This window comes from Marinobacter sp. DY40_1A1, assembly GCF_016597815.1.
Lineage (GTDB): Bacteria > Pseudomonadota > Gammaproteobacteria > Pseudomonadales > Oleiphilaceae > Marinobacter > Marinobacter xiaoshiensis.
In genome coordinates this window covers 78,992-105,468 of record NZ_VCHA01000002.1, presented here as the reverse complement: position 1 = coordinate 105,468, position 26,477 = coordinate 78,992, and the positions used below count along the sequence as shown (strand labels likewise).

Below are 26,477 nucleotides of genomic sequence, written 5' to 3'. Positions count from 1 at the left end.
GTTATGCGTCGCAGGATTGTAGCCGGTAACTGGAAAATGAACGGGTCGAAAGACCTTTCGGAAAAACTGGTTGGCTATGTCCGGTCTGAGGCCGGATCTCTTGATAATGGCGTGGAGGTTGTTATTATTCCTCCCGCACTATATGTCGGGGATGTGTTGAGGCTGGCGCAGGATGCTGTTTCAGTTGGCGTCCAGAATGTAGGGCAGTGGCAGGCAGGCGCCTATACCGGAGAGATTTCTTCGGAAATGGCAAAAGATGCCGGCTGTCGTTATGTGCTGGTTGGGCACTCGGAGCGACGTCAGCTTTTCGGTGAAACTGATGAGCAGGTCGCTGAGAAGGTGTCGCTGGTTCTTGCCAGTGGTTTGACGGCCATTGTGTGTGTTGGCGAAACGCTCGAAGAGCGGGAGTCCGGGCAGGCAAAATCGGTTGTTGCTGCTCAGGTTCGTGCAGGATTGTCGTCAGTAGTTCGGGCAGCAAGTAGCGCAAGTGCATGGAAGAATATCGTAGTCGCCTACGAGCCAGTTTGGGCTATCGGTACCGGTAAGACGGCTACTGCAGAAGACGCTCAGGCTATGCATGCATCAATACGCGGCGTACTTAAAGATATGGGCGCCCCGGCCGAAGAGATTTCATTGCTTTACGGCGGCAGTGTAAAAGCGGATAATGCAGCGGCGCTTTTTTCTGAGCCCGATATAGACGGCGGTTTAATCGGTGGCGCATCGCTGGTCGCAGAAGATTTTGTTAGTATTTGCCGGTATTTCCCGGCGGGTGCATAAAGTTAAAGGTTTGCGAGAATCGATATGGATTGGATGGAGACACTGGTAGTCGTTGTGCACGTGGTTATCGCGGTGGCACTGGTGGGTCTTGTTCTGATCCAGCAAGGCAAAGGTGCGGACGCAGGTGCAGCCTTCGGAGGCGGCGCGTCGCAAACGGTATTCGGTAGTCAGGGTAGTGGCAGTTTCCTGACCCGCATGACAACCTTGCTTGCAATCGTGTTTTTTGTAACAAGTTTTTCGTTGGCAGTATTTGCCAAGCAGCGCGCTGAGGTGGCTGGAGAAGCCGGTATTCCAACTGTTAAGGAATCCCGCCAGGCTCCGGTTCAGGATGCGGCTGGAAGCGAAACCGGGAGCGGGGAGTCTGATCTTCCCGAGCTCGAGTGAGGTTTGCCCAAGTGGTGGAACTGGTAGACACGCTATCTTGAGGGGGTAGTGGCGAAAGCTGTGCCGGTTCGAGTCCGGCCTTGGGCACCAATTGAATGAGAAAACGGCTTGGATTATCCAGGCCGTTTTTTTGAGCAGTCCTTGACCAGTCCGTTCGGCGTCTCTATACTCCGGCGGATATTGGAGTCTGACATCTTTTGTTGTTGGGCTTCTGGCAGGCCAGGTGTCTGTCAGCAGGAAGCGGTTTACCGGTTTGCTTCCTGCGAGTTCTTGCAACAAAAGGCCCCGGTTATCGGGGCTTTTTGATTAAGGGGCCTGGCGCAACAGGCCCTGGTGCGTAAAAAGGGCTGATCAACAGCCCTTTTTTTGTTTTTTGGGCCGGTAAATTTCATACGGAGACCGCCTAACTTGTCAGGCAAGCTTAAACAACTGGAAGACATTCTTCGCCCTGTGGTCGAAGGCATGGGTTACGAGTATTGGGGTATTGAGTATCGCTCCAAGGGCTATCAGTCCATGCTTCGGGTATTTATAGACGATGCCGAGAAAGGCATTGGTATCGACGATTGCGAGAAAGTCAGCCGTCAGATTAGTGGTGTTATGGATGTAGAAGACCCCATCCAGACCGAGTACACGCTTGAGGTTTCATCACCGGGAATGGATCGACCGCTGTTCCGGCCTGAGCAATATCAGGCGTTTGTGGGGCATCAAGTACAAATTCGCTTGCGCATGGCGTTTGAAGGTCGACGCAAGTTTCAAGGGCTTATAAAGGGTGTGGAAGACGACGAAGTTGTGATTGTTGTAGACGATCATGAGTATTTGTTGCCTTTTGACAGCATTGAAAAAGCCCAAATCATTCCGGTATTCGAGTGAGCTATTTGAACAACTCAGTAGATGCACAGTTTATTTTCAGGGCAGGGCAATCCAATGAGTAAAGAGATCTTGCTGGTAGTTGAGGCCGTCTCGAACGAAAAAGGCGTCGAGAAGGAAGTGATTTTCGAGGCAATCGAACTGGCACTCGCCACCGCGGCAAAAAAACGCTACGAAGATGAAGAGTCGGATGTGCGTGTTTCTATCGACCGTCGCACCGGAGAGTATGAAACTTTCCGTCGCTGGCTGATCGTTGATAACGATGCGGTGCCTGCTCTTGGCACCGAGCTGACGCTTCAGGAAGCCGAAGAAATTGATCCCGAACTGAAACCGGGCGATACCTATGAAGAAAAGGCTGAGTCGGTTGCCTTCGGTCGCATCGGGGCTCAGGCCGCGAAGCAGATTATCTTCCAGAAGGTTCGTGAAGCTGAGCGCAGCAAAATTGTCGACAGCTACCGTGACCGTGTTGGCGAGCTGGTTTCAGGTACCGTCAAAAAGGTTACTCGGGATAACGTAATTGTCGATCTTGGCGCTAATGCTGAAGCCTTGCTGCCCAGAGAACACCTGATTCCGCGTGAAACCTTCCGCATGGGCGACCGGGTTCGTTCGCTGTTGCTGGAGATCCGCACGGATCACCGCGGTCCACAGCTGATTCTTAGCCGTTCGGCTCCGCAGATGTTGGTTGAACTGTTCCGCATTGAGGTTCCCGAGATCGCCGAGGACTTGATCGAAATTCGTGGTGCTGCCCGTGATCCTGGCTCCCGCGCCAAGATTGCAGTGAAAACCAACGACCGTCGTATTGACCCTGTTGGTGCTTGTGTAGGTATGCGCGGCTCCCGTGTTCAGGCTGTTTCCAACGAACTGGGCGGTGAGCGTGTTGATATCGTTCTTTGGGACGACAACCCCGCACAGTTGGTTATTAACGCCATGTCTCCGGCAGAAGTGGCCTCCATTGTGATGGATGAAGATCGCCACACCATGGAAGTAGCTGTAGCGGCAGACAACCTGGCTCAAGCTATAGGCCGTAACGGTCAGAACGTGCGCCTGGCGACCGAGCTGACAGGCTGGACTCTTAACGTTATGACTGAAGAGGAGGCCGGTGAGCGTCAGGAGCAGGAGTACAATACTCTGGTTGAAACATTTACTGCGCATCTTGATGTGGATGAAGAATTTGCCGGCGTGCTCATTGACGAAGGCTTTACCTCTATTGAAGAGGTTGCCTATGTACCCATGGAAGAAATGCTGGCAATTGAAGGTTTTGATGAAGACACAGTCACCGAGCTGCGCCGCAGAGCCAAAGATGTCCTATTGAACCAGGCTCTGGCTAGCGAAGAGGCCCTCGACGGCGCAGAACCCTCAGAAGATCTTCTGGGCATGGACGGAATGGATCGTGGTCTGGCGTTTAAACTCGCCGGCATGGGTGTACGTACCATGGAAGATCTGGCGGAGCAGTCGGTTGATGATTTGCTCGATATCGAAGGTATGGATGAAGAGCGTGCAGGCCAGTTGATTATGGCAGCACGCGCCCCCTGGTTTGAAGACCAGGCTTAATTCGGGAGGAGACCAGTATGGCTGAAGTAACGGTAAAACAACTGGCCGAAGATGTAGGCGCTCCCGTGGATCGTTTGCTGAAACAGATCGTGGAAGCTGGCCTGAAAGCCCGCTCGGAAAACGACGCTGTATCCAGTGATGAGAGGCAGCAGCTGCTGACCTATCTGAGAAAGACCCACGGTGAAGCAGGCGCTGAGCCGAACAAGATTACTCTCAAGCGTAAGACCACTACCACGCTCAAGGCTGGTAAAGCCAAGACCGTTAATGTGGAAGTACGCAAGCGCCGCACTTATGTCAAGCGTGCGGAGCTGCAACCGGAGCCAGAAGTGGCAACGCCAGCACCAGTAGCAGAAGAGTTGCCGGAAGAGCAAAAAGTAGAGCAGTCCCAGGCAGAGCAGGCGCCAAAGGTAACTGCGCCTCAGGCCGAGACGGAAGTGCCTTCTGAGGCAGCCAAGGTGGAAGCACCGGTTGTGGACGAGCCGGCAGCAGCTGAAAAAGCTGAGCCCAAGAAAGCGGCAGAAGCTGATCCGGTGATTGCTCCGGAAGATATCCCGATGCCGCCGCCTGAGGGTGATGGTAAAGATCGCAAGCCCAAGAAGAAGAAAGAAAAAGTTCGCGAACGTGGCGACGATGCTGAAGATGGTAAGCCCAAGAAAAAGCAGGCTGGACATCGTGGGCCACGCAGTCGTCCTGCAGATGCACCGCTGGTAGTCTCGGAAGATGATGATGACACCACGCTGCGCAAACCACTGCGGGCGAAAAAGAAACCCAAAGAGAAGCGTCATGGCTTCGAGAGGCCGACCAAACCAATGGTCAGAGAAGTAGAAGTTCCCGAAGTGATTACCGTTGGCGATCTTGCCCAGCGGATGGCCGTCAAATCCGGTGATGTCATCAAAGCATTGATGGGCATGGGCGTGATGGCAACCATTAACCAACCTCTGGACCAGGAAACATCGACACTGGTTGTTGAGGAGCTGGGTCACAAGGCCAAGCCGATTAGCGATGACGCTTTTGAGCATGACGTGCTCAGCGAATTCAAAGTGGAAGGCCAGGAAAAGGCCAAGCGTGCCCCTGTTGTGAGTGTTATGGGCCACGTTGACCATGGTAAGACGTCGCTGCTGGATTACATTCGGCGTACCAAGGTCGCTTCAGGTGAATCCGGTGGCATTACGCAGCACATTGGCGCATACCACGTTGAAACCGACCACGGCATGATTTCGTTCCTGGATACCCCGGGCCACGCGGCTTTCACAGCGATGCGTGCTCGTGGAGCCCAGTGTACGGATATCGTTATCCTGGTAGTTGCATCTGATGATGGCGTTATGCCACAGACTAAAGAAGCGGTGCAGCATGCCCGCTCTGCTGGTGTGCCCATTGTTGTGGCAATCACCAAAATGGACAAAGAGCAGGCCGACCCGGATCGCGTAAAGAACGAGCTCTCTGCTATCGAAGTTATCCCGGAAGACTGGGGCGGCGACGTACAGTTCGTACCAATCTCCGCGCACACGGGCGAAGGCGTTGATACGCTTCTGGAAGCAGTTTTGCTTCAGGCCGAAATTCTTGAGCTTGAAGCCTCTCCTGACGCGCCAGCTAATGGCGTTGTTGTTGAGTCCAGTCTTGAGCGCGGTCGTGGTTCTGTAGCTACTGTATTGGTTCAGAACGGTACATTGCGCCGGGGCGATATGGTTGTAGCTGGGTCCTTCTTCGGTAAGGTCCGGGCAATGACTGATGAGGCTGGCAAGCAAGTTAAAGAAGCGGGTCCGTCTATCCCTGTTGAGATTCTGGGTTTGAACGGTACGCCTAACGCCGGTGATGAGTTCTTCGCTGTAGCTGATGAGCGCAAGGCGAAAGAGCTGGCAGAGTTCCGCCACGTACGTGAGCGCGAGCAGCGTTTGCAGCGGGCACAGGCAGCCAAGCTTGAGAACCTGTTCGAGAACATGGGTAAGGATGAAGTTAAAACCCTCAACCTGGTTCTCAAGACAGACGTGCGCGGTTCTCTGGAAGCGATTACCAAGTCGCTGCAGGATCTGGGTAACGAAGAAGTTCAGGTGAAAATTGTGTCGTCTGGCGTTGGTGGTATTGCTGAGACAGATGTAAGCCTGGCTATGGCAACCAATGCCGTAATTTTCGGCTTCAACGTGCGTGCTGATACATCAGCCAAGCGCCTGGTTGAACAGGAAGGTCTGGATCTGCGCTACTACAGCATCATTTACAACTTGCTGGACGATGTTAAAGGCGCGTTGACAGGTATGTTGGCACCGGAATTCCGCGAAGATATTGTTGGCATTGCCGATGTTCGCGACGTGTTCCGTTCACCAAAGTTTGGTCAGGTAGCTGGCTGCATGGTGACCGAGGGCAACGTATACCGGAACAAGCCGATTCGTGTGCTGCGTGACAACGTGGTTATCTTTGAAGGTGAGCTGGAATCCCTGCGCCGCTTCAAGGACGACGTACCCGAAGTCCGTAACGGCATGGAATGTGGTATCGGTGTTAAGGGATACGATGTGAAGGTCGGTGACCAGATCGAAGTCTTTGATCGTATCAGGGTCGAGCGTAAGCTCGAATCCACGGGGGCCTAATGGCTAGAGAGTTCAGTCGTATTGATCGCATTGGCGATCAGATGCAGCGTGAGCTTGCCCTGCTGATTCAGCGTGAGGTCAAGGATCCGCGGTTAGGCATGGTAACGGTGAATGCGGTCAAGGTCAGTCGTGACCTTGGCTACGCCGATATCTATGTCTCCCTGTTGACTACCGAGGAGCTCACTGCTGAGTCTCCCGAGGTCGTGGATTCGATTTCCGTACTGAACAGAGCGGCGGGGTTCCTGCGTGGGCAAGTGGGAAGAGCCATGAAACTGCGGGTTATACCGCAACTTCGCTTCCACTTTGATGCGCTTCAAGGCTACAGCCGCAGAATGGACAACCTGATTCGCGAGGCGGTTGGCGACAAGCCAGCCGTTACGCTGAATGAAGAAAGTCAGGACGACAGTCAGAGTGATCCGGAGTCAAACGCTTGAGCCGCAGACGCAAAGGCCGTGAAGTTAATGGCATTCTGGTAATCGATAAGCCGTTGGGTATTACCTCCAACGGCATTTTGCAGCAGGTAAAGCGCCTTTACGGTGCTGCCAAGGCTGGCCATACCGGTGCTCTCGACCCGCTTGCAACTGGCGTGCTTCCCCTGTGTTTCGGCGAAGCGACAAAGTTCTCCCAAATGATGCTGGACAGCGATAAAGCCTACATCGCTACCGCGCGGCTCGGTGAGCGTACCGAAACCGGTGACAGTGAAGGCGCTGTGGTTGCTACCAAACCAGTACCTGAAAATCTTACACCGGAAGTGCTTGAGCCGGTGCTTGAACAGTTCCGTGGTGATATCCAGCAAGTCCCTTCCATGTATTCCGCGCTCAAGCACAATGGACGTCCGCTCTATGAATATGCCCGCGAAGGCATCGAAATTGAGCGCCCGGCACGCCCGGTAACCATTTACGAGCTTGAGCTTCTGGCTGTGCGCGAAAATGAGCTGGATATTGCGGTTAAATGCACCAAGGGTACGTACATTCGCTCACTCGTTGAAGATATCGGCGAGGCCTTGGGTTGTGGGGCTCATGTGATTGAGCTGAGGCGCACTCTGGCTGCCGGGTTTACCCTGGCGGATGTGCATGCAGTGCCTGATCTTGAGGCTATGCGAGAGCGTGATGAAAGTCTGGATGGCCTTCTGGTTGCACCGGATGCAGCACTTTCGATGTTCCCGGAGCACCGCCTGTCGGGGCAGCCTTTGGTGTCGATATTGAATGGACAACCGGTTAGAATACCGGGCCAGGCTTATGACGGCTTCGTTCGCATTTATGGCAACGAAGGTTTTGTCGGGCTGGCAGAAGCATTGCCGGAAGGCGAGGAGACCAAACTGGTTCCACGTCGGCTGGTGAGTGACAGCGGCAAGCGTTAAGCGCGCCGCTGTTTAGCCGGGCTGTAGAGATGCGCGGTTCGGCCGGATTAGACAGCATCGCAAACATTGAGGTGAGTTATGGCATTGTCTGCCAATGAGAAAGCACAGATCGTTAAAGATTATCAGCAAGCTGAAGGTGATACTGGTTCTCCGGAAGTGCAGGTTGCACTGCTGAGCGCCAACATCAACAAGCTGCAGGATCACTTCAAGGTTAACAAGCAGGATCACCACTCCCGCCGTGGCCTTATTCGGATGGTAAACCAGCGTCGTAAGCTGCTGGACTACCTTCGTAAGAAGAACGGCGATCGTTACCTGGAGCTGATCAAGCGCCTGGGTCTGCGTCGCTAAATCCGGTCTTACGACCTGACGGCTGCTCCGGCATTGTTCCGGAAGTAGCCACCAGCCGGCGGGTTCCTCAGGGGGCCTGCCGGTTGTGCTTTTCATCACTGCATTGAGTAATTTGGTGAAACTGGGCTTTTCTGTCGTATTGGAAAGCTGAATTAGATAGCAGGTTGTTGAAAGCCCGGGCGGTACGCGATGTCAGCGTGCCGACTATCCAGCCGGGGTTTTACAACAGCCTGTTAGCTTTCAGGCAGAGTGTCTTCAGAATCACACTTCAATCATTCTGAACAGATAACGCAGGAGTTCGTTGTGGATCTGCAACCGCGTAAGAAATCATTTGAACTGGGTGGCGAAACCGTCACTCTGGAAACGGGCCGTATTGCTCGTCAAGCTACAGGTTCCGTTCTGGTCACCATTGGTGATATTTCGGTTCTGGGTACTGTTGTTGGCGCCAAAGAAGCCAAGCCGGGTCAGCCATTCTTCCCGCTGACTGTTAACTATTTTGAAAAAACCTACGCTGTGGGCAAAATCCCCGGCGGTTTCTTCAAGCGTGAAGGACGTCCTTCCGAGAAAGAAACTCTGACGTCCCGTCTGATCGACCGTCCGATTCGTCCGCTGTTCCCGAGCGGGTACATGAACGAAACCCAGGTCATCTGTACGGTAATGTCGTCCAGCAAGAAGCAGGATCCGGATATTGCTGCCATGCTGGCTGCTTCAGCCGCTCTGGCTATCTCCGGTATTCCTTTTGACGGCCCTATTGGTGCTTGTCGCGTTGGTTACACCAACGAAAGAGGTTACTTCGTAAACCCAAGCTTTGAAGAGCTGGAAAGCTCACTGCTGGATATGGTTGTGGCCGGTACGGACGAAGCCGTACTTATGGTTGAGTCTGAGGCCAAAGGCCTGACCGAAGACCAGATGCTTGGCGGCGTGCTTTATGCTCACCAGGAAATGCAGGCAGCCGTTACTGCAATCAAGGAATTCGCAGCCGAAAATGGCAAGCCCCGTTGGGATTGGCAGCCAGCTGCTGAAAACACTGAACTACTGGGCGCGATCAAAGCCGAGTTTGCCGGTGCGATCGAAGAAGCCTACGGAATTCGCGACAAGATGGCTCGTTACGAGCGTCTTGGCGAAATCAAAGCCGCTGCGGTTGAAAAGCTTGCCGGCGAAGAGGAAGGCGAGCCTTCTGCGGAAGATGTTAAGAAGAACTTCGGTAAGATCGAGAAGGCAGTTGTTCGTCAGCAGGTTATCGACGGTAAGCCCCGTATCGATGGCCGTGACAACAAGACAGTTCGTCCGATCGAAATCGAAGTGGGCATTCTGCCAAGCGTTCACGGTTCTGCACTGTTTACCCGTGGTGAAACTCAGGCAATCGTTACGACGACTCTGGGTACTTCCCGCGACGTGCAAACTATCGATGCACTCGAAGGCGAGCGTAAGGATCCGTTCCTGTTCCATTACAACTTCCCTCCGTACTCGGTAGGTGAAGCGGGCCGTGTTGGCACCCCAGGTCGTCGTGAAGTTGGCCACGGGCGTCTTGCCAAGCGCGGTGTGATGGCTGTTATGCCGACTTTGGAAGAATTCCCGTATGCCGTTCGTTCGGTGTCCGAGATTACTGAGTCCAACGGCTCCAGCTCTATGGCGTCTGTTTGTGGTTCAAGCTTGGCGTTGATGGATGCTGGTGTTCCGCTGAAGGCAGCAGTTGCCGGTATCGCCATGGGTCTGGTCAAGGAAGGCGACAAGTTTGCCATCCTGACCGACATTCTGGGTGATGAGGATCACCTGGGTGATATGGACTTCAAGGTTGCTGGTACCAAAGACGGTATTACTGCACTGCAGATGGACATCAAGATCCAGGGTATTACTGACGAAATCATGGAACTTGCTCTTGAGCAGGCTTATGGCGCGCGTCAGCACATTCTGGGTGAGATGAACAAGGTTATCTCTGAGTCGCGTACCGAGCTTTCTCCGCGCGCTCCAAGCATCACTGCGATCAAGATCAACCCTGAGAAGATTCGTGACGTTATCGGTAAGGGCGGCTCCATGATCCGTTCTATCTGTGACGAAACTGGCGCTTCCATTGATCTGGACGACGACGGTAACGTGAAGATTTACGCAGATAACCAGGAAGCGGCTCAGGCGGCGGTTAACCGGGTTAAGGAAATTACTGCTGAGATTGAGGTTGGTGCTATCTACAAGGGCCGCGTTGAGCGCATTGTGGACTTTGGTGCCTTTGTTAACATTCTGCCTGGCAAGGATGGTCTGGTGCACATTTCCCAGATCTCCGAGCGCCGGATTGAGAACGTGACTGACGAGCTGAGTGAAGGTCAGGAAGTTCTGGTCAAGGTTCTGGATGTTGATAACCGAGGCCGTGTGAAGCTGTCCATGAAGGAAGTGAAAGAAGGCGAGCAGCCGACTGACTTTTCTGACTGATAGTTAGCAGCTAATAAAAACCCGCCTTTCCTATGGATTGGCGGGTTTTTTTTGCCTCCCTGCTTGGGTGGCGGCCTCAGTCGAAAGAACCTTTTCAAAACACGCTACGAGCACATCCATGTGCGCTTGTTTCGGGCCGTCCTTGGCCCTCTACAGTTTTGAAAAGGTTCTTCCGACTGAGGCTTATGTATCCGAGTTGCCTATTTGCCTTCTAAAAACTCCAACACGGCGTCCTTATACGCAGGAATTATGAACGTAGCCGTATGAGGCGTGTCTGTCGGCAGGAATTGCTTTGGTTCGCCAGCAGCTTCATAAAGCGCCTGCCCGTGATGGAAAGGGATGATACCGTCGCGCACGCTGTGGATGATCATAATCGGGGTGGGGCTAATATTGGCGATAAGGTCTACGCCTTCGTATTCGTCCGGGATGGTCCAGCTCAGGGGGACCTGGAAGGCCCAGGTTAGCCAGAAGTCTGAGAGCTTTTCTCTCGCAATGCCACGGAAGCCGGAGAAGGTGCCGTCGAGGATGACGCCGTTGAGTTCCGGGGTTTCGTTTCTTTGTACCCATTCGCTGGCGAGAGTTAGCCCTAAGGCGCCGCCCAGGCTTTGGCCCAGGAGGAAGATGGGGGTGTTTTTGGTTTCAGGCTTTGTGGCTAGCCAGCGCAGGCCGGTTTCGGAATCGTGCAGGGCGCCTTCTATGTCGGGCGCGCCTGTTGAGTTACCGTAGCCCCGGTAGTCGATGGCGAATACGTTGTAGCCTTCGGCTGGCAGCCAAGCCACGTTGAGCAGGTGGCTGCTGATGTTTTGGGCGTTGCCATGGAGGAAGTATACGGTGCCTTGTACTACTTCGCCCTTTGCGGGTAACCACCAGCCGTGGAGGGTTTCACCGTCTGCGGTGTTGAGGTGGATGTTTTCGTAGGAAAGATTCAGGCGATCGGGGGTGATGTAGGTGTTCTTGTCCGGAAAGAAGAACAGGCTGCTGCAGCCGCCCTGCATAAGTACTGCGGCTGAGACGAAAAGCGCCAGCAGGGGCGCTTTCAGCGAGCGTGTTTTCAGAAGTAAACGTGGAGTCCGGCGTGCCATGCGCTCTGGTACCTGTCGTAGTGATCTTCTCTGGTAAATTCGGCGAACAGGCTGAATTCGCGGCCGAAGTGCCAGTCGCCTTTGGCGTAAAGTTGATCTTGCCGGTGTTGACTGCTGACGATCCAGGCCTTGGCTTTTGCACCGGCCAGCAGGCTGAATTGGTTGTTCTGGTGCAACAGGCCGATGTCAGCGCCGGGTGCCGCATCGTAGCCGCGACGAAGGTCGTCATCGATTTCCACATCTGCAGTAAAAACGGCGAAGGCCTGCGTTTGCTGGCCCAAGCGCCAGCTCCCACCTGCACCACCTTCCAGGTAGGGCGTCAGAACCCGTTTGTAGCCGGTATCGGTACGACGACCACCAAAGCCCACCTGCCAGGATAAAGGTGAGAAAAACGCATCTCTCGGGCTCAGGGAGCGGATTTCAACGCCAGTAAGCTGCTCTAGCTGAAGTTCGTCGTTGTTTGTGTAGTAGCGAGCATCCAGGCGCAGGAATTGTAACTGTGCCCCACTGCGATAGCCGGCCGGTGGGTCAAGAACGTCGTGGTAGGCCGGTCGGAATGTGAGCTGGGTAAACTCACGATGGTCCAACTGGCCGGCTCCCAGGCTTATGCGGAAAGTGTCATGTCCCTGATCGTCACGCACCTGAGGTTCTGGTGGTTCATCAAGGGAAACTACACCGTGAATTTTGCTGCGCTCGCGTAGAAGGTTGTGGGATAGAGGAGCAGCGACCTCTCTAGGCCAGCTATCCGCCTCAGTTTGATAGCGCACGTAATCGTAGGTGGCGTCTAGCAGGTGCGCCCGTTCTTGAGCTGGCAGGGCAAGTACTTCGTCGCTGTCTGGCTCCACATAGCCATTTGCGATGGCTGCGGCAAGAGTCTGCTGTGGTTTGGGTAGCGCATCCAGGCTGTGGGCTACAGCCGTGGCGGCAGACGCACGGTAGTGCACCTTCTCAACCAGATCTTTATCGACCACCCAGCGCACGGTGTCAGAAGGAATGGCGTGAGTGCTGACTTCGCCCAGGAGGTTGGTGCCAGGGCGCGCGATGTCGATGAGTGCCAGCAGCCGGTAGGCGCAGTTTTCATCGAAAAAGTAGTAATCAAAATTCCGGTCCCGGATTTCCCAGGCGTGAGCCAGCATGAAGTCTACTTCCTGCTGATTCAGGTTGAGTTTGTATTCCCAAAGATCCCGGTGCTCTATATCCGAGTAGAGCCGGATTTTTTCGTAATAAGGCTGAATGGTTGTAATGCCGGGGTAACCACCAAAGATTCCACGATAGGCGAACAGCAATTCGCTGTCGTGGGCAGCGGCATCAGCCGCATAAGAGATCGTATTGGCGAGCAGCAGGTTGGTTTGCTCGTCTTCCTGGGGTGGGTCCAGTCGCAGAAATGTGTGCCCGAACATTGATGAAGGGCTGTTCAGATATGAGGCAGCAAAAACCAGCGTAACGCTTTCAGTATTCAGCGTTTCCGTCCATTTCTGATAACCCGGGCACGCTGCTGCCGTTGCCGGTAGCTCCAGACGTTCACGAAGCCAGGCATCCCGCGCAGGAAAACGGCATCGGGCATGATTATCGCCGCTGCCAGTTTGTTGTATTGCTGCCAGTGTCGCCTCCAGTTCTGCCTTGGGGGAGGTTTTGCCATCCTCGCTCAGAAAAAAGTCCGGGTCGTCGGCTTGGCTGGTATGGCCATTCCCGAGCAGGTCGGGCTGATAATGAATGAGTGTGAGCCAGGCCGGATCCAGATGGAGCGGGTCTTTGGTGGCCTGAGTCTGAGCCTGTAGAGGTAAACTGGCGATGAGCCAAAGCACCACTGGCCCAATGCGAAGCGTTTTGCCCATGGGTTAATACAAGGTCCGGTCGGGAGTTATGAAGCGAGGGGAGCGCGCCATCCTTGGCGCTTGGTGCATCCCTACGGTTTAGCTATCAGGCCGCTACGTATTTGCTCAGCGACTCATTCTTCTCCAGCAGGGCGACGATTGCGTCTACTGCTTCACCAGAAGTGGTGTCGGAGCTTGGGAAGATAGCAGCAAAGTTGTCCTGCAGAATCTGACGGAAATCGCCACGATCTGCTTCTTCAACACCCAGAAGAACTGCCAGAGTCTCCAGGTTCTCGCCGTTGCCGCGAGACATGTCGCGAGCTACTTTGTCGATGTTGCTGTCCATGTACATCGCCATTGACTGAACAGACTCGTTGGTCGTGCAGCCCAATGTGCCAGAAGTCATGCCGAAGGTCTGGTTGCCGAATGTGCCGTTAGTTGTAGCAGCCAGTACGTGCGGAGCAATACCTGATTGGCCTTTCCAGATCATGGCGCCAACGCCACAGCCAGGCTGAGCAAAAGCCATGGAAGAAGCACCCAGAAGAATTGCACCTGCGATCAATTTTTTCATTATCCACTCCTTTGTATTTTATACAGTCGTCGCAAAATCCACATGGCCAGCTCGGTTGCTGGCTGTGGGGAACGGCCCTGACGGGCTCCCGTGGAGACAGGCATTAAGACCGTTGCCTTGAGTATAGTGCAGATTTGATAAAGGCAAGTCTACACTTCTGTGACTATTTGATTTCGCCAGACTATTTGCCTTTTTTCATTTGGCGGGATAGAAAACGGGCATAAAAAAACCGGAGCAGGCTCCGGTTTTGAGTCACGCGAATTGACGCTTAGCCCCCCAGATAGGCGTTTTGCACGTCCGGATTGGCGAGCAGGTTTTTGCCTGTGTCATGCAGGCGAATTTTCCCTGTTTCCAATACATAGCCACGGTCGGCGAGATTCAATGCCTGGTGAGCGTTCTGCTCCACCAGGAACACCGTAATGCCTTCGTCCCGCAGGTGGCCGATGATCTCGAAGATCTGTTTGATGATCAGTGGCGCCAGCCCGAGTGAGGGTTCGTCCAGGATGATCATGTGGGGGCTGCTCATCAGTGCCCGGCCTATGGCCAGCATCTGCTGCTCGCCACCAGACATGGTGCCCGCACGTTGATTCTCACGTTCTTTCAATCGCGGGAAGAGTTCGTATACATGGGCCTGGCTTTTGCGAATCTCGGATTTGCTGGTGAAGAACCCGCCCATGTGCAGGTTCTCTTCAACCGTCAGGCCAGAGAATATACGCCGACCTTCTGGCACTATGGCCAACCCTGAACGCATGATCTGCGCGGTGGGCTCGCGGGTGATATCCCGGCCTTCCAGAATGATGCGCCCGGACGTGGCTTGAGGCATTCCGCATACTGTCATCAGCAGCGTTGTTTTCCCAGCGCCGTTGGCCCCGATTAACGAGACAATTTCCCCTTTGTTTACCTCAACAGATACCCCATGCAGGGCCTCAATCTTGCCGTAGTGGGTGTGGACATCTTCTAGTACAAGCATGCTCATAGTCAGGCCTCGCCCAGGTAGGCTTTGATCACGTCGTCGTTGTGGCGGATTTCTTCCGGGGTGCCGCTGGCCAGGGGTTTGCCCTGGTTGATGACGTTAATCCGGTCGGAAATATCCATTACCAGGCTCATGTCGTGCTCAATCAGCACCACGGAAACGTTGTAGTCCTCTTTCAGGCTCACAATCAGCTGGTTGAGTTCTTTGGTTTCCGCCGGGTTCAGGCCAGCCGCGGGCTCGTCGAGCATTAGCAGTTTGGGCTCGGTGACCATGCAGCGAGCAATTTCAAGCCGCCGCTGCTGGCCGTAAGCCAGATTGCCTGCATCCCGGTTGGCGAGATCCAGAAGGCCAACACGCTCCAGCCAATAGGCTGCGCGATCCAGCGCTTTCTGTTCCCGTTCCTTGTAATTGGGCGTGCCCAGCAGGCCGGCAATCATGTTGGTGTTAAGGTGGCGGTGCTGGGCTACAAGCAGGTTCTCCACAACGGTCATCTGAGTGAACAGGCGCACGTGCTGAAAGGTTCGCACCATACCCAGCCGGGAAATCTTGTAGTCTGGTATACCCTGTATCTCTTTGCCTTCAAAAATGACTTTGCCGCCCGTGGGCTTGTAAAACCCGCTCAGGCAGTTGAATACGGTGGTTTTTCCGGCGCCGTTAGGGCCGATGATAGAAACGATTTCCCGTTCCTGCACGTCCAGTGAAACGCCGTCAACTGCCAGCAGGCCGCCAAAACGCATGGACAGATTTTGTACTTCAAGCATCGTCTGTCACCCCTGCTTGTTCAGTGTGATTTGGACACGGCGCACAGGCAGCAAGCCTTGTGGTCGCCACACCATCATCAGCACCATGGCAGCGCCGAAAATAAGCATGCGGTACTCGGAAAACTCTCGTGCCAGTTCCGGCAGGATGGTTACCGCAATAGCCGCCAATATGACGCCAAGCTGAGAGCCCATGCCGCCCAGAACCACGATTGCCAGGATGATGGCGGATTCAAGGAACACGAAAGATTCGGGGCTGATAAACCCCTGCTTGGAGGCAAATACAGTGCCCGCAAACCCGGCAAAGAAAGCGCCAATGGTGAAGGCAGATAGCTTGACGGCCGTTCGGCTAAGGCCAAGGGAGCGAGCTGCGATTTCGTCTTCCCGCAAGGCTTCCCAGGCCCGGCCAACGGGCATCCGCATGAAGCGTCGGATGATCAGCGCCGTAATAACCGCAAGCACCAGAGCAATCAGATACAGGAAGATAACCTTGTGCTCGCCGCTATAAGCAATGCCAAAGGTTTCGTGGAAGGAGGTGTTGCCTTCTTCCTTCACGCGACGGCCGAACTCCATGCCAAACAGGGTGGGCTCGGGAATGCCGCCAATGCCATTGGGGCCGCCGGTCAGAGTTGTCCAGTTGTTGAGCAGGATGCGGATGATCTCGCCAAAGCCCAGGGTGACGATCGCCAGATAATCCCCCCTCAGCCGTAATACCGGGAAGCCCAGAATCATTCCGGTCAAACCGGCCAGCAAGGCCCCGATAGGCAAGGCCATCCAGAACGAAATGCCAGTGTACTGGGACAGCAGGGCGAAGGTGTAAGCACCAACTGCATAGAATGCCACGTACCCGAGATCCAGCAGGCCCGCGAGGCCTACGACTACGTTAAGGCCCAGAGCCAGCATGATATAGATCAGTACCAGCGTTGCCAGATCCACCGAGCCCCGTGACACAAGGAACGGCCAGAACAGTGCAAACACCACGATACCTGTCAGTAACCAGGATTCGAGCTTTACCCGTTTGTTCTGTTCCATTGGCTCTCTGCCGGCCAAGGGGTTGAGGTTGGGTAGCTTGCCCAGCGCGCCCATGAATGTATCGCGGAAGATCTGGAACACAAACACGGCAACCGCAGCCAGCACTATGGCGACATAGGTTGAGGTTTTTGCGCCGGAGAGCGTGATGTTTACGCCCTTGGCTTCGAGGCTAAGGCCAAGAATAGGGAAAGAAATGATTAGTGTGACAATCGCGCAGAACAGGGCGTGTCTTATGTTGTTAGCAGCCATCAGATCTTCTCAACCTCCGGTTTGCCGAGCAGGCCCGTGGGTTTGAACAGCAGTATGAGAATGAGCAGGCCGAAGGAGACCACGTCTTTATACTCACCGCTGAGATAGCCAGATGTCATGCTTTCCGAGACCCCGAGAATCAGGCCGCCAAGCATGGCGCCGGGAATGCTGCCGATACCTCCAAGTACTGCCGCGGTAAAGGCTTTGAGCCCCGCGATAAAGCCGAATAATGGATCAACCGAGCCGTAGTACATGCCAAGGAGCAGGCCGGCAACTGCTGCCAGTGCTGCGCCGATGATAAAAGTGGCGGAAATGATGCGGTTGGTGTCTATGCCCAGCAGGCTGGCCATGCCGATATCCTGGGAAACAGCCCGGCAGGCTCTGCCTGTGCGGGAGCGGGAAATAAAGAGCGACAGTGCGGTCATACAAATCAATGTGGTAATAAAGATGGTGATTTGCATATAGGAGAGCGACATCTCGAATGCACCATCAGCGCTGAAGTTGAACCCGCCTTCTATGAGCGCAGGAAAGCCGATGTTGCGGGAGCCCTGAGCCAGGTGAACATAGTTTTGCAAAAAGATGGACATGCCGATTGCAGAGATCAATGGGATCAGGCGGTGACGGCCGCGAACTGGCCGATAGGCGACTCGTTCTACTGCCCAGCCCATGGAACTGGAGACGAGCATGGCACACAGAAGTGCAACGATAAGAATCAGTGGTAGCCAGGCAAGGCCGAGAGCTGTCAGGCCGGTAATGGCGATGAGCGCGGTGTAGGCGCCGATCATGTAGATCTCACCATGGGCAAAGTTGATCATGCCAATGATGCCGTAAACCATCGTGTAGCCGATGGCGATCAGGGCATAGGCACTCCCGATCGTAAGCCCGTTAATGAGCTGCTGAGAGAAATAAAGGAGGTCTTGCATTATTGTTTGACTCCGGAGGCCCGCTCCCTCCGCTGTTTCAGCCTGGCGCAGGATAACTACGCCAGGAATGAGACAGAATTAACGGGAGCCTAGAAAAACACCTTCTCCCGGATCGCGGTGAGAAGGTGCTCTTTTGATTACCGTTTAGTAACGATCTGGCTTAGTTTACCGGAGTTTTGCTGCCATCTGAATGCCATTCGTACACAACAAACTCGAATGACTTCATATCGCCGGCTTTGTCGTACTGCACTGTGCCGATTGGCGTTTCAAAGCTGCCACTGCGAAGTGCTGCTGCCACGTCGAATGCATCCGTGGATTTCGCTGCTTCAATGCCTTGGGCAACCAACTGGACGGCGGCGTAAGATGTCAGCACAAACGGGCCTGATGGATCTTCACCTTTGGCTTCGAATGCTTTAACCAGTTCCTTGTTCTCGGCCTTTTCATCAAAGCTGGGTGGCAGAGTTACCAGAAGGCCTTCTGCGGCTTCGCCGGCAATAGTGTTGATGTCTTTGTTGCCAACGCCTTCAGGACCCATGAACTTGGCTTTCAGGTCTGCCTGGCGCGCCTGGCGCAGAATCAGGCCCAGTTCAGGGTGATAGCCGCCAAAGTAAACGTAGTCCACGTCGGCTTGCTTGAGCTTTGTCACCAGAGAAGAGAAGTCTTTGTCACCGGCGGTGACACCTTCAAACATGGCGATTTCGACGCCTTTGTCTTTCAGAGTGTCGCGAACGGCGGTGGCGATACCTTCACCGTACTGCTGCTTGTCGTGCACGACAGCAACGCGCTTGGGGTTCTGGCTGGCGATGTAGTTGCCGGCAACCGGGCCTTGCATGCTATCGAGGCCGATGGTGCGGAACACCAGTTCATAACCACGCTCGGTGATTTCCGGGCTGGTTGATGCAGGAGTGATCATCAGAATGCCTTCGTCTTCATAAATGTCAGACGCAGGCTGGGTTGAACTTGAGCAGAGGTGGCCAATGACATACTTGACGCCATCATTTACCAACCGGTTCGCAACAGTAACGGCCTGTTTGGGGTCGCAAACGTCGTCGTACTCTACAGCGACGAGCTTCTCGCCCATTACACCACCGGCTGCGTTGATCTGTGCAATGGCCATACGGGCGCCGGAGAACTGCATGTCGCCATACTGGGCAACCGGGCCGGTCATTGGACCAGCGATACCAATCTGGATGTCTGCAGCTGCGTAGCCTGCGCCCATGAGTGCAACGGAAGTGCTAACGGCGGTTACGAGTTTTTTTAGTGAAGTTGTCATTGAGTCTGTCCTGTTAGGTTCAGGGTTATTCTTATGTTCTCAGATAGCTAAACAAACACTACACATCCTGCCTTGTCAAGCTAGCCCGAGGCTTCTGCGATCATTTAACATTTTCCAGTTAAAGTCCCGGTGATGTAGAGATGATCTGTGAGTGCCAGTGTGCGGAAGCTTTCGTTGTCGCGCAACTGTTCAAAGCTCACATTAAAAAAGTATTGCGTGCAGTGGGGAAAAAAGGAAGCAGGCGCGTGTATTTGCTTGCATTCAGGGGTACGAAAACCTCTAATAGTTAGTGGTGTAAGCAATGGCCGGTAGGCCTTATTGGAGCAGTAATACAGTGCAGAATTATGAACATGTTCTGGTGGCACTCCGACGTGTTATCCGGGCAACAGATCTTCATTCCAAGCGACTCAGCAAGAATGCGGGGCTTACCGGGCCGCAACTCCTGATTATGCGGACCATCCGGGATCTGGGTGAAGTCACGATTGGCACCATTGCCGACAAGGTGAGCCTGAGCCAGGCAACCGTCACTACCATTCTTGATCGCCTGGAGCATCGGCAACTGGTTTACCGTGTTCGCAGTACGCAAGACAAACGCAAGGTTCATGCGCATCTGACGGAGAGTGGTGCCGACATACTTTCTCGCGCGCCCAACCCCTTGCAAGAAGACTTCATCAAGAAATTCCAGAGCCTTCATGAATGGGAGCAGAACATGATTCTGGCCTCCCTTCAGCGAGTCGCCAACATGATGGATGCCGACGACATTGATGCTTCACCCGTGCTGGATGTCGGCCCTGTGCTGAAGGATGATGGCTGGAAAGAAAAGGCCTGAGCCTTTTCTTTCCCCGGCCTCAATGCACCACTGAACCGGTTTTGGGTTTGTTGCCAAAGCACACCTGGAACACATCGTTATAGTGTCGGGCAAAGTTAACGGTCAGACCCTCTTTGAGATAGTCCGGTAGTTCGTCGTAATCTCCTCGGTTCGCTTCCGGAAGAATCAGGTTGCTGATTTTCTGTCGGCGGGCCGCGATGACCTTTTCGCGAATGCCTCCCACGGGTAGCACTTGGCCGGTGAGTGTCAGCTCTCCTGTCATTGCTGTGTTTTGCTGAGGTGCTTCCCGGCGGGCAATGGAAAGCAGTGCTGTTGCCATGGTGACACCTGCACTTGGCCCATCCTTAGGTGTTGCGCCTTCCGGTACATGAAGGTGTACGAATGACTTGTCGAAAAAGCCAGGGTCACCCTTGAACCGCTTCAGATTCGAGGCAACGTAACTGTAGGCGATCTCTGCGGATTCCTTCATGACATCACCAAGCTGGCCGGTCAGCTTGAAGCCTCGTTGGCTACTATGAATTCGTGACGCCTCAATGCTCAGCGTTGCGCCGCCCATAGAGGTCCAGGCCAATCCGGTGACCACCCCAATTCCTTTCAGGGCTTTCTCTTTGCGGAACGCAGGCTGGCCCAGATATTCCTGCAAGTCCGATACGCCTACCCTTATTGGCTCGTCCGGGGATTCGAGCAGCTTTACTATGCCTTTTCGCATGACCTTGTGAAGCATCTTTTCCAGATTCCGCACGCCCGCCTCCCGGGCATAGCCTTCAATAATCTGGCGGATGGCAGCATCGGTAATATTGAACTGCTTCTTGAGCAATCCGGCCCGCTTCAGTAGACGTGGAAGCAGGTGATGTTTGGCTATCGCCAGCTTTTCTTCGGTGATATACCCGGACAGGCGAATAACATCCATGCGATCCAGCAACGGGCGGGGAATGGTATCCAGTTGGTTGGCTGTGCAAATAAACAGCACCTTGGACAAGTCCATACGCACATCCAGGTAGTGATCCAGAAACTCCTTGTTCTGTTCCGGATCCAGGGTTTCCAGCAGTGCAGACGCGGGGTCGCCCTGATAAGACGCACCGATCTTGTCGATTTCGTCCAGCATGATCACCGGGTTGGCCACTTTTGTGTCTTTCAGTGCCTGCACAAATTTACCGGGCATGGCGCCGATATAGGTGCGCCTGTGGCCCTTGATTTCAGCTTCATCGCGCATGCCGCCAACGCTGAATCTGTAGAACTTGCGCCCGAGCGCGTCCGCCACTGAGTGGCCAATGGATGTTTTACCCACACCCGGCGGGCCAACAAGCAGTAGTATGGAACCGCTCACTTCGCCCTTGAACGTACCCTCGGCGAGGAACTCGATAATCCGGTCTTTTACATCATCGAGGCCATCGTGATCGCGGTTCAGAATGCTGCGGGCTTTTGCCAGATCAAACTGATCCTCGGAATGCTGGCCCCAGGGCACCTGGGTGAGCCAGTCGAGGTAGTTGCGGGTAACACCATACTCCGGCGATCCCTGTTCCAGAATCTGCAGCTTTTGCAGTTCTTCATCAAAGCGCTCCTGCACAGCCTCGGGCGGATCAAGTTCCGCCATGCGCGCTTCGAAGCGCTCTGCATCGGCCGTTTTGTCGTCTTTCGACATGCCCAGTTCGCGCTGGATAACCTTGAGCTGTTCTTTCAGGAAGAAGTCTCGCTGGTGCTTCTGCACCTTCTCATTCACTTCGTCGCTGATTTCAGTCTGGAGCCGTGCAACTTCCAGCTCTTTGCGCATCAGTAACAGCACCTTTTCCATGCGTCGGAGCAGCGGGACAGTGTCTATAACTTCTTGCAGCTCCGTGCCGGGCGCGCTGGTCATGGATGCGCCAAAATCTGTCAGCGGGGAGCTGTCTTCCGGACCAAAGCGGGAGAGATACTGCTTTACTTCCTCGCCATAGAGCGGGTTGGTGCGTAGCAGTTCTTTAATGGCGCTGATGATGGCAAGGGTGTATGCCTTTGTTTCATCGGCGTCTTCTTCGGGCTCCTGAGGGTATTCCACTTCGACCAGATACGGCGGTTTGCGGCGCAGCCACTGAACTATGCGGAAGCGCTGCAGACCCTGGGCTATAAATTGAACGTTGCCATCCTTGTTCTGCGCATGGTGAACCCGTACAGCGCAGCCAATCGTGGCCAGTTCGCCGCTCTCGGGTATGTTCTGCCCAGGCTGGTGATCATCGACGAAACAAATGCCAAGCATTTTGTGGTCGGTTTCGGCTACGCGTTTGAGGGTCTCCTGCCATGGGTTTTGATTAACCACGACAGGTTGCACCTGTGCCGGAAAAAATGGCCGGTTTGATACAGGCAATACATACATCCGCTTGGGCAAGGATTGTGCCGGCAGTGCCAACTCCTTGCTGTGTTCATTTTTGCCAATGTATTCGGTGATGTCTTCCTCGAATTCTTCCAGCGAGTCTTTGTCGGTGTCGTGATTCATGCTGCTAATGCTTCCTGATAAGAGGCGTGTCTGTTCACTACCTAGAGCCTAAAGTTATATTTTCAAGCTCAAGGGCACACAAGCCTTGGCCTGACGCTCTTGAATTCCAGTTCTGTAACCCCATTTATGCTTTAACCAATATACGAACATTTCAGGTGCCCTACATGAGCAGCTCTCCCCATATTTTTGAAGCCACCATGGAAAACTTCCAGCAGGAGGTTATGGATGCCTCCTCTACCACGCCCGTACTTGTGGATGTGTGGGCCGAGTGGTGCGCGCCCTGCAAACAGCTAATGCCTTTGCTGGAAAAGCTGGCTATCGAGTACGAGGGGGCCTTTCGGCTTGCGAAGGTCAATGCGGATGAGCAGGAGCAGCTAACTACCAGCCTGGGTGTGCGCAGCCTGCCAACCGTTATTATGGTGAAGGATGGACAGGCCGTTGATGGATTCAACGGGGCATTGCCTGAGAGTGAAATCCGCAAGGTGCTAGAGAAACATGTTGAGCTTCCTGAGGAAGCGCCATACGAGAAAGCCCACCGCATCTGGGAGGAAGGTGATGTTGATGAAGCGTTGGCTATTCTCACTGAGATGAACCGGAAAGATCCGGAAAATATGAAGGTGCTGATCGATCTGGCCCAGCTGAAAGCCGAAAGTGGTGACATAGAAACCGCCGAGCAGGTGCTTGAAAGCCTTCCGCCAGAGGAAAAGCTGCAGCATCAGGCAAAACAGCTGGCGGCCAGAATAAAGTTCCTGAAGCAGTCTGCAGAGCTACCGCCCATGAAGGATCTTGAAATGGCGCTGGAGCAGAACCCGAAAGACCCCAATGCCTTGCACCTTTTGGCGCTGCACAATGTGCTGCAGGACAAAAATGCGGAAGCGATGGAACTACTCATCAAACTTATGCAGGTAGACAGTAAATACAAAGACGAGGTGGCTAAAACCACCTTGGTTGAGTTGTTTGAGAAGCTGGGGAATAACAACCCGGATGTGCGCGTATACCGGCGCAAGCTTTATACCCTTATGCACTGATCCCATTATTTAGCGGGTTGTCCGCCATGACGATGGCCCGCTAACTTCCTCGAAAATCCCTGATAGCCCGTTTTTCTCTACATATCGTTGAGTTTCTTCTATAGTTTGGTTAGCGGAAGCAAGTAATAAGTTCCCGTAACAATAAAAACCAACTACGTGGGAGAGCTGATGGAGTCTCAATCGCTTCATGGGGCATATAGCCACCAGGAAGTCCTTCCAGATGAGCCTGAGTTGATTCGGTGCCTGTATGAGTCTTTACAGCACCAAGCCGGCTTCCATGATTTTCTGGCTATGCTGACGGCCGCCATTAACGGATGCGCAGCCCAGCTTTCCTTCATCCGCAAGGCGCCCCGGGCGATAGAGCATCTCTGGCACGCCGGGCTCTCTGATGAGGTTCTAGCCTGGTATCTTGACAACAATATGATTGAGCATGATGCAGTCACCAATTATGCGATTACTCAGCCGCCAGGCGAGTTCAATTCCGCCTTGCCGCTATTGGAGAATGGCCCGTCCCGGCGACGATTATGATCGGTGGGAGTCAGATCAGAGCATGCTTGATTCGGCGTGGTTGGTGGTTGATGCATCAGGCACCCACATTATATTGCTTACCGTTCAACGTACTGTCGCTCAAGGCCCCTATGTACCGGGAGAGCTTGAAGCCTTGAACCGCCTTGTGCCATTTGTACGGCAAACGGTCGGCCTGGCGCAGACCTTTCACCAGCATCCAAGCGCGGAACAATCACTTTCAGCAATAGCAGAGCTGATTTCCGAGGCGGCGTTTGTTTTGAACAACCGGGGGCATGTGGTGCTTTCGAATCAGCGAGGTGATGAGTTGATGGGCCGGGAACAGTGCCTGGCTATTCGGGATCAGCGCATCTGCTTTCAGTCCAGTGTTGTTCAAAAGGCCTTTCTTGGTGCAGTTACGCGCGCTTCTGGTGTCGTTGTAGGCGATGAGACCGCGCGTCCTGAAACCCTGATCATTGGTCGGGATAAAGAAACCCCGCTGGTAATGACCTTAAGGCCTCTTGAGCATAATGATTTGCTGACCGGGGGTGTATTGATAACGGTGATAAATTCAGATTCGAGAGTGTTTCCCAGTGCCGAAGAGATTGCCGAGTACTTTTTACTTTCCCCGGTGGAAGCGGAGGTTTGTGAGGATCTTGTTACCGGCCTCAGCCTGAAAGACATTGCCGCAAAACGGCATAAAAGTGAGGCGACCATTCGTAGTTATCTGAAACAGATATTCCATAAAACCGGTCAGAGTCGGCAGGGGCAATTGATTAGTACGATTCTTTCGGCTTTGTTGCGGTAGATGTGCTGCTTGTGTGGTGAACAGCAGGGCGCTCGGATAAGGGGCGCTCTGCTGTTTCGGGTGTTTATTAACTGTTGGTTTTTACCAGAATAACGATGCCGAGCTCGTCAGGATCGCTTCCAGAATCAGCATAGCGGAGCGTGAAGATACCCAAGGTCGCGCCATTGTTGAAGAAGCCCTCCATGGTCATTGTGCCTTCAGTGTCTCCTACTGTAAGTGTCGCCGCCCCATTACTGGCGATATTGGCTGTAAGATCTGTACCTGACTCTGTATACGTCTCGACTGAAATGTCGCCACCAAGATTCGGCTTTATGACTTCAATGAATGCGCCGTCCACAGTTCCCTCTATGGCGGAACTCATGTTCACATAACTGTTAAATTTGCTTGAAGAGAGAATGAGTTCGCCACTATCACTCAGCTGCATAGCCACCAGGAGCATTCGGTATTTGTTGTTCGTTACATCGGGCGCGACAGTTGGGAGCTTCAGCAAGAACGTCTGGCCAAAGTTTGCATCTTGCGTATTGGTGCCGTCCGCATCGGTAAAGGCGCCGTAAGTGAAGGTGCCGTCCCCTGCAAACGTGAGAGTGTTGGTCTCCGTGAGTAGTTCAATATGACTCGTGGACATGCCGGCCTCGATATAGACTCGGCCAAACTGGCCCACTAGATCAGTGTCGCTGAAATTTGTCGGTTGACGACTGAACATTTCGAGATTTCGGAAGATTTCGTCGCCACTTTTTTGTTGTGGGTCGATTGCATCCTTTATTCCATCGCCATTGGCATCAATGGTGACATACCGGACAGACGCTTCGTTAGTAAGAAGAAAGAAAAGCCCCGAATCGCCAACTTGTGAAAAGTTGTATGCCATTGGAGGGTAGCGCCAGCCAAAATCGCCATCGATATCTTCTTCGAACTCGCCAGAAACGGAAAGGATGCCATTGGCAGAGAGTTTCCCGGGGAAGGTCTCGTTGATATTGGGCTCCACCTCGCTCTCATAGTAAACGCTACCCTGGTTTACTGCTGTACCACGTAGGTCGCCGAATGCGCTTTCCTCGTTTAGAATTGTGAGTGAAAGATTGTTGGCTCCATTGTCTGCAAACGCAAAATCGCCCGTCCATACGTCGATTGCAAAGGAGCCATAGCCATTGCTCTCACTGTCACTGAGCCCGAATGAAAAAGCGGCGTTACGGTAATTTCCTGCAATGCTGGCAGCGTTACCGGCAGGTGCGGTGGAAACGGCCACTTCATTTTCAACGAAATCCCCTATTTCACTTTCCAGGGCTGCAAAAACGGCGTCCAGATTGGCTGCGGTTGCCAGAGTGATGTCAAACTCCTCCACTCGGCCAGAAAGCTTAACAACATCCGATACTGCCAGTTGGTCCAGTGCTGCGCCTTGGTCGATGAACTTCTGCAGCACGAACTCGGATACCGGCGAGATGTCCACTTCCCTCTCTACTACTTGGGCGTGGAGAGCATCATTGCTACCGGTAATTCTTACAACCAGGTTGCCTGCAAGATTGACTCCTTCAGGAAGGGTGAGGGTATAGTCCCCGGTGATTGAGGTTGCTGTAGTTGCCAGCACACCCCCTACTTGGGCCCCACTATTGTCGACCCGGATAAGTTCAACCGTCGCACCACTCTCGCTGCTCGATGATCCACCGCAGCCAACAAGTAACAATGTGGAGGACAGCGCGCCCGCCATAGCAATATGTTTTATTTTTTCACTGGAAACCCCTTATGAATCGACAATGTTAACGGCGAAGAAGTTAGCATGTGCCTTTTGGGGTGCATGCCCCTATATGGGGGTGTCCCGGGTTCAGTATTTTCGAGGTGGTTTTAGCAAAAAGAGGGTTTAGCCCAGTAAGGGCAGGCTTTC

23 protein-coding genes and 1 tRNA gene are annotated in these 26,477 nt (G+C 53.8%); 14 read left to right on the top strand and 10 right to left on the bottom strand.

Annotated features, from left to right (window positions below):
- Positions 1-3: 3 nt before the first annotated feature.
- The 10 genes from tpiA to pnp all read left to right on the top strand — a co-directional run bounded on the left by tpiA (position 4) and on the right by pnp (position 10,290).
- Positions 4-777 carry a triose-phosphate isomerase gene (gene tpiA, locus FFI61_RS06345; protein ID WP_200369672.1) on the top strand — a complete coding sequence of 258 codons (774 nt, stop codon included), beginning with the start codon at positions 4-6 and terminating at the stop codon, positions 775-777.
- A gap of 24 nt (positions 778-801) precedes the next feature.
- Complete coding sequence (secG, locus tag FFI61_RS06340) at positions 802-1,161, top strand: preprotein translocase subunit SecG (protein WP_200202965.1); 360 nt, start codon at positions 802-804, stop codon at positions 1,159-1,161.
- Between the two features lie 5 nt (positions 1,162-1,166).
- Positions 1,167-1,251 (top strand) — tRNA-Leu (locus tag FFI61_RS06335).
- A 318-nt stretch (positions 1,252-1,569) separates the two neighbouring features.
- The gene (gene rimP / locus FFI61_RS06330; protein ID WP_200202964.1) at positions 1,570-2,031 is read left to right on the top strand and encodes a ribosome maturation factor RimP; all 462 of its coding nucleotides are present in this window, start codon (positions 1,570-1,572) and stop codon (positions 2,029-2,031) included.
- Positions 2,032-2,085: 54 nt separating this feature from the next.
- Positions 2,086-3,579, top strand: a complete 1,494-nt coding sequence (nusA, locus tag FFI61_RS06325; protein ID WP_200202963.1) for a transcription termination factor NusA — start codon at positions 2,086-2,088, stop codon at positions 3,577-3,579.
- 17 nt (positions 3,580-3,596) lie between these two features.
- Entirely contained in the window at positions 3,597-6,158 is a 2,562-nt protein-coding gene (gene infB / locus FFI61_RS06320; RefSeq protein ID WP_200202962.1) for a translation initiation factor IF-2, read from the top strand.
- The gene (gene rbfA, locus FFI61_RS06315; RefSeq protein ID WP_200202961.1) at positions 6,158-6,592 is read left to right on the top strand and encodes a 30S ribosome-binding factor RbfA; all 435 of its coding nucleotides are present in this window, start codon (positions 6,158-6,160) and stop codon (positions 6,590-6,592) included. Before infB ends, rbfA begins: the two co-directional genes overlap by 1 nt.
- Positions 6,589-7,518 (top strand): tRNA pseudouridine(55) synthase TruB, encoded by a 930-nt coding sequence (gene truB / locus FFI61_RS06310; RefSeq protein ID WP_200369671.1) that lies wholly within the window; start codon positions 6,589-6,591, stop codon positions 7,516-7,518. Before rbfA ends, truB begins: the two co-directional genes overlap by 4 nt.
- A 78-nt stretch (positions 7,519-7,596) precedes the next feature.
- A complete protein-coding gene (gene rpsO, locus FFI61_RS06305; protein WP_100638168.1) occupies positions 7,597-7,866 on the top strand; it encodes a 30S ribosomal protein S15 in 270 nt (89 codons plus the stop codon).
- A gap of 309 nt (positions 7,867-8,175) precedes the next feature.
- A complete protein-coding gene (pnp, locus tag FFI61_RS06300) occupies positions 8,176-10,290 on the top strand; it encodes a polyribonucleotide nucleotidyltransferase (RefSeq protein ID WP_227714746.1) in 2,115 nt (704 codons plus the stop codon).
- 200 nt (positions 10,291-10,490) lie between these two features.
- Here pnp and FFI61_RS06295 read toward each other — a convergent pair whose 3' ends face one another.
- The 8 genes from FFI61_RS06295 to FFI61_RS06260 all read right to left on the bottom strand — a co-directional run bounded on the left by FFI61_RS06295 (position 10,491) and on the right by FFI61_RS06260 (position 18,965).
- Positions 10,491-11,372: an alpha/beta hydrolase gene (locus FFI61_RS06295; RefSeq protein WP_200369670.1), complete on the bottom strand. Its 882-nt coding sequence runs from the start codon at positions 11,370-11,372 to the stop codon at positions 10,491-10,493.
- A complete protein-coding gene (locus FFI61_RS06290) occupies positions 11,342-13,207 on the bottom strand; it encodes a DUF4105 domain-containing protein (RefSeq protein WP_200369669.1) in 1,866 nt (621 codons plus the stop codon). Before FFI61_RS06290 ends, FFI61_RS06295 begins: the two co-directional genes overlap by 31 nt.
- An 85-nt stretch (positions 13,208-13,292) precedes the next feature.
- On the bottom strand, positions 13,293-13,757 hold the full coding sequence (locus tag FFI61_RS06285; protein ID WP_200369668.1) for a DUF3015 domain-containing protein: 465 nt from the start codon (positions 13,755-13,757) through the stop codon (positions 13,293-13,295).
- A gap of 268 nt (positions 13,758-14,025) precedes the next feature.
- Positions 14,026-14,727 (bottom strand): ABC transporter ATP-binding protein, encoded by a 702-nt coding sequence (locus FFI61_RS06280; RefSeq protein WP_200369928.1) that lies wholly within the window; start codon positions 14,725-14,727, stop codon positions 14,026-14,028.
- Between the two features lie 8 nt (positions 14,728-14,735).
- Positions 14,736-15,491 carry a high-affinity branched-chain amino acid ABC transporter ATP-binding protein LivG gene (gene livG, locus FFI61_RS06275; protein ID WP_200202953.1) on the bottom strand — a complete coding sequence of 252 codons (756 nt, stop codon included), beginning with the start codon at positions 15,489-15,491 and terminating at the stop codon, positions 14,736-14,738.
- Between the two features lie 6 nt (positions 15,492-15,497).
- Complete coding sequence (gene livM / locus FFI61_RS06270) at positions 15,498-16,769, bottom strand: high-affinity branched-chain amino acid ABC transporter permease LivM (RefSeq protein ID WP_200202952.1); 1,272 nt, start codon at positions 16,767-16,769, stop codon at positions 15,498-15,500.
- Positions 16,769-17,692: a high-affinity branched-chain amino acid ABC transporter permease LivH gene (livH, locus tag FFI61_RS06265; protein WP_200202951.1), complete on the bottom strand. Its 924-nt coding sequence runs from the start codon at positions 17,690-17,692 to the stop codon at positions 16,769-16,771. The genes livM and livH overlap by 1 nt, the downstream gene beginning before the upstream one ends.
- A 160-nt stretch (positions 17,693-17,852) precedes the next feature.
- Positions 17,853-18,965 (bottom strand): branched-chain amino acid ABC transporter substrate-binding protein, encoded by a 1,113-nt coding sequence (locus FFI61_RS06260; protein ID WP_200202950.1) that lies wholly within the window; start codon positions 18,963-18,965, stop codon positions 17,853-17,855.
- 334 nt (positions 18,966-19,299) lie between these two features.
- Here FFI61_RS06260 and FFI61_RS06255 point away from each other — a divergent pair, with 334 nt between their 5' ends.
- Entirely contained in the window at positions 19,300-19,794 is a 495-nt protein-coding gene (locus tag FFI61_RS06255) for a MarR family winged helix-turn-helix transcriptional regulator (RefSeq protein ID WP_200202949.1), read from the top strand.
- 19 nt (positions 19,795-19,813) lie between these two features.
- On the opposite strand, the gene lon is transcribed toward FFI61_RS06255, so the two are convergent.
- A complete protein-coding gene (gene lon / locus FFI61_RS06250; RefSeq protein ID WP_200369667.1) occupies positions 19,814-22,264 on the bottom strand; it encodes an endopeptidase La in 2,451 nt (816 codons plus the stop codon).
- Between the two features lie 164 nt (positions 22,265-22,428).
- On the opposite strand from lon, the gene trxA reads away from it, so the two are divergent.
- The 3 genes from trxA to FFI61_RS06235 all read left to right on the top strand — a co-directional run bounded on the left by trxA (position 22,429) and on the right by FFI61_RS06235 (position 24,604).
- The gene (gene trxA, locus FFI61_RS06245; RefSeq protein WP_200369666.1) at positions 22,429-23,292 is read left to right on the top strand and encodes a thioredoxin; all 864 of its coding nucleotides are present in this window, start codon (positions 22,429-22,431) and stop codon (positions 23,290-23,292) included.
- A 168-nt stretch (positions 23,293-23,460) separates the two neighbouring features.
- Entirely contained in the window at positions 23,461-23,820 is a 360-nt protein-coding gene (locus tag FFI61_RS06240) for a hypothetical protein (RefSeq protein ID WP_200369665.1), read from the top strand.
- Between the two features lie 22 nt (positions 23,821-23,842).
- A complete protein-coding gene (locus tag FFI61_RS06235; protein ID WP_200369664.1) occupies positions 23,843-24,604 on the top strand; it encodes a helix-turn-helix transcriptional regulator in 762 nt (253 codons plus the stop codon).
- 67 nt (positions 24,605-24,671) lie between these two features.
- On the opposite strand, the gene FFI61_RS06230 is transcribed toward FFI61_RS06235, so the two are convergent.
- Entirely contained in the window at positions 24,672-26,303 is a 1,632-nt protein-coding gene (locus FFI61_RS06230; RefSeq protein WP_200369663.1) for a hypothetical protein, read from the bottom strand.
- Positions 26,304-26,477: the final 174 nt, after the last annotated feature.